The sequence below is a fragment of the Marinobacter sp. genome (assembly GCF_052091845.1).
Lineage (GTDB): Bacteria > Pseudomonadota > Gammaproteobacteria > Pseudomonadales > Oleiphilaceae > Marinobacter.
Window position 1 is genome coordinate 1 of sequence record NZ_JBQDCO010000069.1, and the last position, 13,042, is coordinate 13,042.

A 13,042-nucleotide genomic window follows, 5' to 3' on the forward strand; every position below is an offset into this window, starting at 1 on the left:
CCCGCCTTATTCATGAGTATGCTGATTGAGCGTCGCGAAGCCCCAGGTTGCTGGCACCGACTCCCAGCAGCCGTATTTGCGGTGTGAGTACCTGCCGATATATACCCAAATAGTACGGTTTCTTTGTTGCTATATAACCTTCAGTAATCGATTCCGGCCATCAGGGCAGCCGTGATCGCCAGCCATCGTGATGGCCGCCTTGCGCTTGGATCGGTTGTGATATCAACCGTGTATCAGCTCAGTGCGGTCAGCTTCGGTAGCCCCTTAAGCAAGGTGGGCCACCATTTGTCAGCGGCATCGCCAAGGTGAACAGTGATGCGCCGGGCGTGTAGCGAGATAGTGGACGCGATCTTGAGCACTTGCTCGCGCATCCGGCTCAGGCTCCAGCCTTGGTGGGTTTGCCGCTCCAGGAGGCAGCGCAGTCCATGCAAGACCTGGTAGGCGTAGAGACTCAGTAGCAGACTCACTTCGTTGCGGGCCATCACCTCTTGAACGGTGGAAGCGCCGCGGTCGGTCGAGGAGAGATGCACGTCGAGTGCTGATTTCACCTCGCCCATGTGCGCCTCGGCACTGCCGCGCTTACGGTAGAGCGCCAGAACCTTCTCCGGCGGCCAGTCGAACTGGCTGAGATTGGTGACCAGGAAGAAGGCATGCAGCAGTAGGTCATCGGGACGTTCTTGGACCACCAGTACCACGCGCCTTGGCGTCGGCCAGGTGCCGGCTTGGTACGCCAGGTCATGGCACCATTCACGAGGCTGCTCAGGTGGTCGGCCACTCGGTCGCTTGAGATAGGGCGCTGCCAGCTTCTGCAGACCTGTATGGCTACGCAGCCGACCCAGGTACTCGATGTCGCGCTCTTCCAAGGCCTCCAATGTCGCATTGTCAGTGAAGCCAGCGTCGATGCGCACTCGCACCTGGGCACCGGTGCTCTCGTTGAGTCGCCGTACTAGATGAGGGATCCAGGTGTCGGCATCCTCGGCTGGGCCGGCATTGCCCTCCCGCAGCAAGCCGCCCACCATGTCGCCGGTCTCCGCCAACGATGCGACCAGCGGCGAGTAGATGCGGGCACCGTAATGACCATGAAAGGCCGAGCCGCCCTGGTGACCGTGAGCCTCAATCGGCAGACCATCGATGTCCAGTGTCAGCTGATGAGGGCGTTTGCCCTTCTCCAGCGAGGTCAGACGCCAGACCACCAGTCGCAGCAGGCCTTCGTGTACGGCATCGATGTTGTCGCTACGCCCGAGACATGCCAGCAGCCGCGATAATGTGGCTTGAGAGGGCCGATCTTGAGCCAATGGCGTCATGCCGCGCGCATCGCTGCAGGCCAGTTGCCAGAGCGGGTCACGGCGCAGCGTGTCGGTATCGCTGAGGTCGATCCAGCCCATCGCGCGCTGCAGCACCAGCGTTCGCAGCTGACTGGCCAGGGAGTGACGGATACGTAGTGGGTTGCGTCTATCGACCAAGTTATCCTCCAGCGCGTCGATCACGCCGCTGTTGTCGAGGGCTTCACGCAGCAGCAAAGCGCCGCTGTCGCTGGTGGTGCGTTGGCCGTCGAGCTCAACGCGTATAGATCCGTTGCAGGTCGGAATCCAGGGAGATATGCTTTCACCCATAGCGGATGGTCCTCTTGAATCAGATTCTTGGCGGAATGCACTGATTTTTATAGAGAATACCATCCGCTATCTTCGTTTTCAGGCCTGCCTCATGAATAAGCCGGGATAATGCCCTTATACTCAAGGGGCTCAGCATATGTCACAACTAGGGGAAATATATTCTTTGCCAGTAGTGCCTTTGACTCTAAAAGCTTCAAATCTGTTATCGACTCGTAAATAGAAGGATCAGCCTGCTCCGTCAGCAGGCAGCCCACATGGAGCATCTTGGAGCCGTAAAACAACATAAGAACCACCTTTTTGGCCCATGTGCCTGTCTCCAGTCGATAAAAAGCGCCCCTGTTTCGCGTCCCCTTACCCGGTCGGAAAAAATTGAACCTGCGCGCGTACAGGAGGCTGGAAGCATCATCCTTGAAGATGTTATGGACGAAAGGGTTCAGCAACTCGGCATTTTCCACTCCGATCCTGGTCATATCACCATTACTGACAAACGGTTCGAACAGTTCTTCCAGATTGGTTGTCATCGCCTGTTCAAGCCAGCTTGCGTGGATGGCCGGTAACTCGCTGGCCAGTTGGATTGCCTGCTCATGGTGTCGCTTGCCGTCGGCAATGCCCTCTTCGAGAACATCTTTTAGCGTTTTCACTTTACTCACGTACTCCTTTGTTGCCCGCTCTACCACTGCCTGGTAATCCCGCAACGCCCAAGCGATATGAGATTGTCGATCAACTTCGTTGGCACATGACTCAAGCCACGTATGAATACTGTCTTGTCCGATATTCTTTCGATAACTGAGATTTTGATAGTGAGCAATTGGCAGGCCGCTGGTGTTGAGCAAACGCGATGTCCGGTGGCAAACGGTCAACCCACCCAAACCGAACGCAGAGGGAGCCTGCCGATTTTTAGTCAGGTAGATAAACAGGGTGTCGTCTGCCTGTGCTGAATCCGTGGCACCAACGGCCTTGAGGTAGCGCGCCACCTGCCTGCGCTGATCTTGCGCATTGAGCTTATTTTCGATGACGATCTGGCGTTTGCCATCGGTTATCCAGAGATCAATCTGATCCTCTTGGCCATCCGGGCAATGTTCTTTCAGCACGGTTACAGATGTCAGATCCAACCAATCCTGGCGTCCAATAACTTCCAGGAACAGTTTGAGAAACCGTGATCCCTGGTAATGCTTCCCTTTGGGGTTCAGCAGTGAATAGATAAACCGGGTATGAAGGCGGACTTCATCATTTACCGACAGAACCGAGCTGAGCAGATTGAAGTCGTTCAATCCCCGTTGTTTTTGTTGGGCTTGTTCGTCCTCAAGTGCGTCCAGTGCAGCAAAGAGTTCTTCCCATGTCGAATCCATCTTATTTGCCTTGTTCCGTTTCCACCTGATCTGGAGCAGCGCAGCTTTAACAACGGTGGAGTGTAGCGAACTGCGTACTCAAACAGGCGAATCAAGAGCCGCCAGAAGCGCTGCCTGAGTACCCTTCAGATCTGGAAGGACATCTTTCTCAGCAAGTACGGTTTTGACATCCGATTTAAACCGATCCAGAAGGGCCGATAGGCCAAATGATTCGGATTCAGCCTCGATCTGTTCCAGAAAACCTTCAGCCAGAGCGTTAGCCACCCCTGAAAGGTCGCCGGCAGGATCAATGATGTCCTCAAAGTGTTCTGCCAGTACAGCGGAGAGCTCCGATTCTGAGAGCTCAGAAAAGACAACCCCGTCAGTGACCAGGTGAAATCCCAGTTCATCAGCTCGGTGAGGACCAATTATGCTTATGTCAGGTCCCTGAGCCGCCTCCTGGATCCGCTGGTAGGCAGCAAGATTAATGTCGTCAATACAGATAGCCCCAACTCCCAGCTCACCATCCTGATCTATTTCACCAAGCTCATCCCGGCTGCAGGCGGTCAGGCAAACCAGGGTGCGGTCGTCTAACTTGTCCAGCACACCAGTAATTTTACTTCGGATGACGGACTCCATATTGTCCATGAACGGACCTTCTTGCTGACACCAACAAAATTCATCCCAAACATGGCGAGCAAAAACATCTTCAAAGACATCGTATGGAGCCACGCTGCGCAGCTCAGCAATAACGGTTTTGACCAGCTTATCCATCTCGGATTCGCCAGCGGAGGCTGCCGCTGCTTTTAGTCGTTCAAGACCGCCAAAATCCACTTCAACCACATTCTTTGTCACAGAAATCCCTCCCTGAAAATCACTCCTACTCCACCATCGCCTTAATCAACGCATCCCGGGCATCAGAGTAAAACTGAATATCAATCTTGGTTGCCATCTCGTCCGACAAATCAAACAACTGCCTACGGCAGGCAACGGGCATCAGCAAGGCCGTTGCGCCCTTCTCTACCGCGATCTCGGCAACGGTCACCGGGTTATGCACAGGCTCTACAGAACCGCCCAGGTTGATCTCACCCACAATAATCAAGCCGCCTCGAACGCTTTTCTTCAGCAAAGCGGTGCTGAGGGCAATCAATGAGGCCATACCGAGCTTGGCGCCGGATTTGGAAGCGTCGAAGGCTCGCAGCTGCACGGTGAATTCGTGTTGGCGAGGATCTTTGTCGCCGACCAGTTGGGCCGATCGGGCGTACAGGTTCTGCTCGGCGTAGCCAATGCTTTCCTTGAAGGCCGGTGGCACCGGTTTATTCAGTACCTTCACGCCGGAACCCGGGCCTTCGTTCACCTCGATACGGTAAAGGCCGGGGTGTTCTTCTCCGGTGCCCGGGGAGATAGACCAGACCTGGCCAGGTTCCAGCGGGTCGTCACCAATGCTGTTTTCACTGTGCAGTTCCGGAGTAGAAACGAACTTTTCCACGCCGTCCTCGCCCATCACATAGCTGAAATGGGTATTCCGGAACTCTGCCGCGCCAATACGTTTCTGCTGCTCTTTCACCCGACGGCGGGCTTCCATAGCGATGCGTACCGCCCACTCAATGTCTTCGTCCGGAATCTGGGCCTCACCCGGGTACAGCAGTTTCAGCAAGCCACTGATGGTCTTGTTCACCGCATTGGTGTCCCGTCCGGACAAAGCACCACCGAAGAACACACGGTTTTGAATCACACTCAGCCGGCTCTGGTTACGAAGCTGGCTCCAGCACTCGGAAAGGAAGTCACTCACCAGACCAAAATGATTGGTCAGCAGCTCCTTGCTGACTTTGGGCACATCCCAACCTGGCAAGAAAGCATGAATACGGTCCATGAAGGCGGTATCGTCCTTCATCTCCGGCGGCATAGGGCCAAACAAGTGCCCTATACGCTGCTGGTGCTCCACATCCACATCGAAGTTGCCCACCAGCACAATACTGCCGTCCGCACGGATGTTCTCCTTGCCACGACTGAACTCCCCGGACTCCATATAGCCCTTCATGATGTTCACGCCGTCTTTCTGGTCGAAAGAGATACCGGAGACTTCATCGAAGCAGACAACATCGTACTGACAGACCAAACCACGCTGACCGTTCGAGTTATTCACAAACATCTTGGCGACGGTCGCTTTACCACCTGAAATCAGATGAGCGTAGGGAGACACCTGCTGGAACAGGTGACTCTTGCCGGTTCCTCGGGGACCAAGCTCCACCAGGTTATAGTTGCGCTCAACAAACGGCACCATGCGCAACAACATGGCATCGACCTGCCGCTCAGACAGGCCTTCAATCTCGATACCGGTAGAACGCAGCAGGAAGGCTTTCCATTCATCCGTGGTAAAGGCTTTCCGAGCCTCGGCCAGGCTATCCAGCACATCCCGCTTGGAGAGTTGAATCTCCCGCAAAGACTCCACTCCAAATGGCCGGCCTTTGTTTTCCTGGGCAATAGCGGCATCGTAGTTCAGGGTGATCTCGGCGTAGAAGCCACCGGTAAGCATTCGCTCATGCTCATTCACCAACTCTGATGAGATACGAACATCCGTCAGGCGAAGGCTGGGCAGTGTTGCAATGTAACTATCGGTCTTTGCATCCAGGCGAGCGGTAATCAGATCAATGATTTTGACCTCACCGTTCTCCCTGGCCCGGGCCTTGAACAACTCCTCTTCACCCGCCTTTACCGTGCGGGATTTGAGCTGCCGCTGAACAATCTCCAGCCCTTCATCAATTTCTTCCTGGTCGGTGCTTGCGCAGTAGCGCCCCAGAAGAAACTCCACCACGTAGGTAGGCACCGGAAACTGGCGGCTGAAGGTTCGCACCAGGTCTTTACGCACCAGGTAGCCATCCAGTGCGGCTACCGCTTTGTTATCAATCTCATCCAATACCATCACACATCTCCCCCACCAATCCTTGTGTCGGTCTGGGCTACCAGAGCCCCGTTATCGTCCAGCAACACCACCACGGCGTTCTGGCCTTCCATGTCTTCGTCTTCCACCACTACCGATGCTCTGCCGTCTTCCTTCAACGGCTTGGTGCCCAGCACGACACTGCTGGATGCTTCCCCGGCACGGGTACGGATATCCAGAGTCAGGCCTTTGTACTGACCTTCCACAGCTACCGTGCAGCGAAGCCCCTTCCAAACCAGATCGGTGAACTCAATTGCTGCCTGAGTGCCCGCTCCACCCATTACAACCAACTGCAAGGTCAGGCACTCCTGCAGGCTCAAGCCGCCGTGGGCGTACTCCTCACCGTTCTTGTAACAGCTGACACCATCGGCCAATGCGAAATAATGGCTCGGGTTCCAATACCAGGGAAACACCCGCTCCTGGGTGTCTGCACCGGGCTTGAGCGCAGCGCAGCGGCCCCATTTGCTGTCCGCAAGTACGCTTGGCAACTGGGTTTTGGGCAAGCCTCCGGGCAACAACAGCCAACCATGGTCGGTCACCACCCGAACCCGCTTCCAGCCGGCAGCCAGTAATTCGGTAATCCGGGTCTGAACCTCCTGCAGCAGGTTGTCCAGGTGTTTGGCCAGCTTCCAGCCCCGGTCGTGGCCTTCATGGTCGATATCGCCGAACTCGCACCAGGCAAAGCCCTGGCCATCACCATTGTCCGTGCGGTCCAGAACACGCCAGCCTGCCTCTTTCAACAGCTTCTTGTGGTGATAGCCACCCTTCAGAGACTGGCCTGTCTCGGCCACAGCGGGTTCGAAATCAGCGCTCGCGTCGTCACCTTTGATCTTGTCCCGTACCGGAGACACAGCCACCTTGCCCGTTGCCGTAACACTGGGCAGCGCCGTCCACACAGGAGTTTCAGAAATCTCCAGGCCTGCGGCTTCCAGGTGCTCAACCAGGCGTTTACCGGTATCAAAACGCAAACCATCCACAAACAGCACGCAGTCGCCCTGCTCAGCCGGGAATGTCGGAGCATTCTCATAAGAACCGCCGGGATAACTGGCCCCGTCCACATGCTGTTGCAGATAGCGGGCCGAATCTTCCATCCAGGGCAAATAAACAGACCGGATGGCTGTGGTTACTGCGTTCAGGTCATCGTTGCTGGTTACTTCAGCCAGCGCTCGCATCACGCTGTCATCCACCTTCCAGCCAGTGCTGGCATAGCCATTGGCAAGATCGGTAACCGTGCCGGCCGCAAGAGCCGTTTTCGCGTGTTCTGCCATGGTCGCCAGGTGCTTCAATGCCAGCGCCAGGGATGCCTCGCCCAACTCAGCCCATACCAGTGAGCGGCGGCCACCGTGGGCTTGTTCCAGATCTTTAAGCTGCGCTATGGCCTTGTGAGCGGGCATATTGCTCAGTGCCAGCAGATCCCGGCGTAGATGTTCTTCCTGGCTTTGGTTCCACTGCGGCCAGCCACCGGCCACGGATTCATCCGCGAACAGATCGAAAGATGGCGGCAGGCACTTGCGGATCTGGTCCGGAATGTGTGGATAACGATTAGGCGCTTCGCAAAACCGCTCCCACACCGCCTGCCAGGGGCCTTCGTGATTGGCCAGTTTGTTACAGCCGGCCAGAATACCGTCCTGCTGCGGATTGAACGCCAGTTGGGACTGGCACACCGAAACAAAGGCCTGCCATTCGTTCTCGCCCCGGGCAGCCTGAAATGCCTCGCCCTGGTCCAGCCACAACAACAGGTCCCGGGTGGGGTCACCACCGGTCAACAGGGTATTGAAGTAGTCTTTATCCAGCCGTTTGCCTTTGAGCAGCTCAACTTCCTCATCCAGCAAACGGTACAGCGCTAACTGCATTGCGTGGCGGCTTTCGCTGTCCTGAGCAACATCCAGGCCCAAACCGCCCTGGTCGGACTTCAGATAGGCCAGAATGGTCCAGTCCTTGGCATTCACCTGAGACCAGATCACGCCCCGGTACTGCAGCTCTGCCAGAGGCTTCAACTCATCCGGGCAGCTCTCCACCGCCCGCAAGTCCTGGCGGCTGACACCGGGCAGGTACAGAATCGGTGCCTTGCCTACCGGTAACTCAATATCTTCCGCGAACCCGGCAATGGCGTATCGAAGCCAGATTGCCGGGCCGGTACGTTTCTCCGGGGCGTAATCACCCAGCACCATCAGCTCTGGCAGTTCAGCTTGGAGCACCGGAATAACAGCTTCCCATTGGTGGTCGCGGTCTGGCCACAGAATGCAGGCGGGGGCTACCTGGGTGTCCGGATTGAAAGTCGCGGCGTCACGAACAGCCTTCAATAGCGCATCAATTACCTTCACTCCCCAGCCCTCAAAATATCAATGCTGATCATTAATTTTCGTCCTTTCCAAAATCTGACCTAACCCGCTCTGCTTCCTTGATATAGCCTTCTGACAAACCCCGCAGGGTCACGGCTAACCTATGAAAACCCGCATTCTCAGCTTCCTCGGCCCTCTTCTCATATTTCTCAGCTAAATTCCTTTCCGGTTTGCCTGATGGATCAACCGTGTGAACACCGCGAGAATTGTATAAAGCGGTTCTGAAGCCATCGCGCATCTCTTCCGAGTAACGATTATTCAGCGCATCAGCCACGGCTCTATTTATCCATAAACCATCCACATCGGGTGGCGAATAAATCAATGTCTTGCCAATGTTGAGCAGTGCCGCATTCAAGTGGCCTGACTCCGTACAAACTTCTCTAACCCTTTGAAGCCATCCTTTGAAGTGTTCAGAATCAAACGTTCCGTCATCTTTGAGTCCAGGCGGTCTTGTCCACTCACGGAGCAATCGGTGGGCGTTGGTGGCTATAGCCCTTTGCTCTTCAGAAGGCTCTCCGGCCTTGTCTCCCTGCTTGTCCGAAAGATAAATTAGTTGAATCACTTCACAGAAAAAATTAGGCTCATTAGCCAATTTTCGCTGTAAGTAAACAGGTTTGTTCCCATCGAGTTGATTAAGTAATGGCAAATAGGCCCATTCGACTCTGAAAAGGTCGTCATCACTAACGGCACTATCCGACTGTAAGTGCTTTATCAGTTGAACCATGTGATAACTATCCATGGCGTGGTTTGGCTCGCTGGATTTTAGCGCCCCAAGAAGAGCGCGCACGCATTGCTGCGGATCAATCGCCCTCTTCGAGTGCAGCATTCTTTCCAGACAGGTTATGGCTGCGTGGGGCCGCCCGTATTCGAGTAGCTTTTCAATGGCAAATTCGAGATCTTCTTTGGCGTCATAGGGGAAAGCACTTGCCCGAGCCCAATAATGCTCCTGATGCTCTTCAAGCCACTGCGCTGCTCGCTCCCAAGTTTCTCGACTGAAAGGCAAGCAAGCGAGAAACTGTCCCGTTTGTTTGGGACTCCATCCCGCTCTATTTACCCTGTCGCACCAATCCCAGCCCTCATCATGACGGCGGCGCCATATAAACGCGCCCACCAGGTCCAGGTGCTTTTCGTTCTCAGAATCCAAAAAGTTCGGTAGCAGCGTTTTTTCAATATCCGGCACAGATAGGTCAGCCAATGCGGTGCCAACATCACGAGGTGATGAGACGGTCTCGGCAAAACGAATTGCACCGCCTATACCATCTTTTGCAATAATCTCACTGATGGCTGATGCTCGCCGCTCATCAAGCTTTCTACGCTGCTCCTCCCAGTCTCCAGACTCCTCGTAGAGGTCAAAGTCTCGACCTGAAAAAAGCTCCTGGTATAAGAGTAAGGGATCAGTCGGGGCCAGCTTATCCATAACTGCCTCGAGCGGCTTTAACAGCTCGTCAGGTAGCGACCACTCTGCCTCTGGGAATCGCCGGTGTTTCTTGGTGAACTTGGAAAGTCGACGCCATAGGATTTGTCGTTGATCTTCAGGAAGCGACCGAATCTGATCGGAAGACAGAGTTTCAATCATCTGATCGAATGCTGGCCGAGTCAGATTGTCAGAGTGGTCAATTAACTCAGAAAGCTTGGCAACATCCAGTCCGGCTGCACTGACCGCTAGCTCTGCGTATGACGATGCCTGTAACCAATATTCATGCTTTGTAACCCCTTTTTCCCAGTCATCCGGGATAATCTCTCTCCACTGCGGCTTATGGGTGCCAGAAGTCATCTGGTGTTGGTTGGGGAGCAGGCTTAATAAAAGGCTCCAGCCAATGTCTGGCCATTCTTTGATAACGGTTTGTACCGCTACCTTGCGCTTTTCAATGCTTGCAAGTGTATGCGGCATCCAGGGAAGCAAAATGTCGGTCAAGGAGTTGGCTGGGCGGTTTGCCCATTGGCCACCTGGATCATGGCTGGCTAGTTCAGCGAGCAGATCACATACTCGAACAAGATACTGCTCATCCCAAGCTATACCTTCCAACGCCCAGAGCAGCCCTGTCATATGGTTGCTGCCGGTGATGCCAACGCCTTCCTGAGCGAAGAGCTCATCGAATGGGCAAGGGGATGACCGTAAAGCTGTTTCTATGGCATCTAGAAATTCCTTGGGCGCCGCTTCGGACAAGGTAGGAAGCAGATCGTTAAGGCTTCCCCATAACGCCCAATCCGCTCCGTCAAAGATATCCCGAATCGCCAAAACGGCTGTTATGTCGGCATTTCCAAGGGTGCAGTTGCTGCAAGCTTCCGCATAACAACCCAGAATGGCCAACCCTTCTGCAAGCCCGCTGCGCATTGCGGGGGAATAGCTTGGTGCTTTCCCGTGAATGCTAGCTGCATAACGCTCTTCTGGTGGCAGCTCAAAAGCGGGATCCTGTTCTTTCAAAACAGTAATGGCCAACGATTTAAATACCTCCAGGTTTGAATCAAGAATTCTCGAGCCCAGAAGCTTAAATAACTCTTTCCGATGGGTTACAACCCACACGCCATCTTTCAACGATAAGGGGCTATTTGGCAGGTGTAATATTTCACGAGCCCCCTTAATCCAATCTTCGTATCTCATATCGAGAATACGAGATAGAGCCTCCTTATCAGCTTGCTTCTTTTCATTCCATGATCCAACCAGACTTACCAGTGCTAACAGGGTCGCATCTGGATGATTCTTCCAGTCATCTGAAAGTTCATCTTTCTCAGGCCTCACGTTACTGGCTAGGTTATAGATTGCCGCCTTAACAGCAGTAAGGCTCATCTCAGCGGTGTACCTGTCCGGATCAAAGCCCTCTTTCATCTGCTGGTAGGGATGGATGTAGTTACGGAAATTTCTCAGATGTTGCCCGAAATTCTTTACATCGAGCCGAAGGATTCCAATGTTGTGAGCAACATCTATAAGCTGTGCGAGACTCCAGTCTTTAAACGGTTTTGGCTTGCCGTTTTCATCTTTCGGGCTTTGCGGGGACCGGTTGAAGTCCGCAGGCTTTTTGTTCGCCAAGCCAAGTAGCAAGCCTTCCAGTAAGGAGCCGCACAACATAATGGTGGCCATAGGGGAATGGGAGAGACAACGCTGCGCTTCGGTAAAGCGGTTCTCCAGGATAGGTATAAGCCCTGGATCTACCAAAGCGGGAGACAGGGATAAGGTCTCTATAGCCTGGGTGGTTTCGGCCCCCATCGTTGTTATCTGAAGGCCGTCCAGAGCGCGTTGTCTATCATCGCCGCTCATTAGACTTTCTCCCGTGCGGCTCTTTTTTCAGCAAGCGTCAGGTGGTGGTCGTTGATACGCTCACCCTTAAAGAGGTGGTACCAGGGTGCAGACTCCACATCCTTGCCACGGTCTTTGGTCCATTTGATGTTGGGTTTGTCGCGCAGGATGCCGGCGCCTTTCTTTTTGACATCCGCGACGGTCATGAAGGGGCGGATGTTTAGGCGCACGCCGTCGTTGAGGTCTGGTTCCCAGCCAATCGGCTGTTGTTCGATGGGCTTCCAACGCACGAAGATGTCGTAGGGGTCTTCACCTTCCAGGATCTGCTCCAGCTTTTTCTTCAGGGTTTCGGCAGCGGCGAGGCGTTCTTCGGCACCGTCGATGCCGTTGTTTTTGTCTTGCTTCTGGCGGCCGATCCAGTCACCCAGGTAGGTGTAGATCAGGGTTTCGAGGTTCTTGCGGTCGAGCTGGTGGTAGTTGACCAAAGCCGAGAAGCCGTCGGGCAGGCCGTCCCAGATGTGCCAGATGAAGGGGCGGTTCTGGAAGAGTTTGCAGTGCTGGGTGAAGAACTTGTCCCGTAACCAGGTTTCCAGGGTCTTGCCCGCATGGCTGGCGCTCTTGAGAAGTTCTGCCAGAACATCGGTGGACCAGGCATCGCCATAAGCAGCGGCCAATAGGTTCAACAGACGGTCGGCGGCTGAGGCCTCACCTCGGACCGGGGGAACACAGACAATACCGTCTTCATCGGCGAAGGGCAGCAACGCCTCGCAGCGATTCACCCATTCACGCTGCTCTTCGGCCAGTTCCATCTCGGTATCCAGTTCTGCGGGCCAACGGTAGCCGAGCAAGCGGGCAACGGCGACTTGTAGGACTGTGTCGTCGGTGCGCAGCGGACCTTCGGCTGTCCACTTTTGATCTTCGTCCCAGACGACTGAACTGCAGGGGTGGCCGTGGAAGATCCACTGGGTCAGGTCATCAGTGTAGGGCTTGGCTAGGCCATTGGGATATTTTTCACTGGCAACCTGTGTCCAGCGTTCAACGTCGAACGGCACCTGTAACAATGCCGTATTTGTTGTAAATAGGCCTCTGCTGTTCTCCGCAAGTCTTTGGTTGAATTCCTCCGACCTACAAAATGCCCAAATCGGCAATAAGTGGGAAGAGTCTTTGGGTAGCACCGGGGCAAGATTACTGTCAAACCTCGCACCAATGAAACGGACAGGCCGCTTTTGCCCTGTTTGAGATAGTCCCACAGCCCACTTTCCAACAGCGATGCTATCGAGACGTGGTCGGGTCATGCCTATACCATGTGTTGACCAGTCAATAATTTTATCCAGCCCTCCAAACTCTTGACTACCATTGCTGGAAGATTGACAAAAATTCCACGAACCTAAAGCTGGACGTTCCCAAAATTTCTTAATCCACTTTTCATCATCACCAGTCTTGATACCTTGAGGGCACTCGCAATAATCTAGGAGTAATTTTTCATCTCCGTATGAATTAGGTTGAATTCTACAGTCAGGATTCGATAGTTGATCTCTCTGCTGTAATACCAATGCTTCCGAACTCTTTAGAGAGTTAGACTT

General features: G+C 54.3%; 6 protein-coding genes and 1 pseudogene. All 7 read right to left on the minus strand.

All coding sequences use genetic code 11. The features are described from left to right. Window positions 1-233: 233 nt before the first annotated feature. Window positions 234-1,676, minus strand: coding sequence for an IS1380 family transposase (locus tag ACTHYN_RS15400; protein WP_441813302.1), 1,443 nt, complete (start codon window positions 1,674-1,676; stop codon window positions 234-236). A 26-nt stretch (window positions 1,677-1,702) separates the two neighbouring features. After that, window positions 1,703-2,962, minus strand: coding sequence for a PD-(D/E)XK nuclease family protein (locus ACTHYN_RS15405; RefSeq protein ID WP_441813303.1), 1,260 nt, complete (start codon window positions 2,960-2,962; stop codon window positions 1,703-1,705). Between the two features lie 78 nt (window positions 2,963-3,040). After that, window positions 3,041-3,796 (minus strand): hypothetical protein, encoded by a 756-nt coding sequence (locus ACTHYN_RS15410; RefSeq protein ID WP_427029400.1) that lies wholly within the window; start codon window positions 3,794-3,796, stop codon window positions 3,041-3,043. 25 nt (window positions 3,797-3,821) lie between these two features. Next, the gene (gene brxL / locus ACTHYN_RS15415; RefSeq protein WP_291822940.1) at window positions 3,822-5,864 is read right to left on the minus strand and encodes a protease Lon-related BREX system protein BrxL; all 2,043 of its coding nucleotides are present in this window, start codon (window positions 5,862-5,864) and stop codon (window positions 3,822-3,824) included. Further along, window positions 5,864-8,206: a BREX-1 system phosphatase PglZ type B gene (pglZ, locus tag ACTHYN_RS15420; protein ID WP_427029401.1), complete on the minus strand. Its 2,343-nt coding sequence runs from the start codon at window positions 8,204-8,206 to the stop codon at window positions 5,864-5,866. Before pglZ ends, brxL begins: the two co-directional genes overlap by 1 nt. 31 nt (window positions 8,207-8,237) lie before the next feature. After that, entirely contained in the window at window positions 8,238-11,480 is a 3,243-nt protein-coding gene (locus tag ACTHYN_RS15425; protein ID WP_427029402.1) for a hypothetical protein, read from the minus strand. After that, a pseudogene (locus ACTHYN_RS15430) lies at window positions 11,480-13,042 on the minus strand (SAM-dependent DNA methyltransferase); the annotation flags it as partial. The gene ACTHYN_RS15425 and the pseudogene ACTHYN_RS15430, both read right to left, overlap by 1 nt.

Bases quoted from the DNA above. Each gene is read 5' to 3' on its own strand.
- ACTHYN_RS15400 (WP_441813302.1), bottom strand. From the start codon at position 1,676: ATGGTATTCTCTATAAAAATCAGTGCATTCCGCCAAGAATCTGATTCA.
- brxL (WP_291822940.1), bottom strand. From the start codon at position 5,864: ATGGTATTGGATGAGATTGATAACAAAGCGGTAGCCGCACTGGATGGC.
- ACTHYN_RS15405 (WP_441813303.1), bottom strand. From the start codon at position 2,962: ATGGATTCGACATGGGAAGAACTCTTTGCTGCACTGGACGCACTTGAG.
- ACTHYN_RS15425 (WP_427029402.1), bottom strand. From the start codon at position 11,480: ATGAGCGGCGATGATAGACAACGCGCTCTGGACGGCCTTCAGATAACA.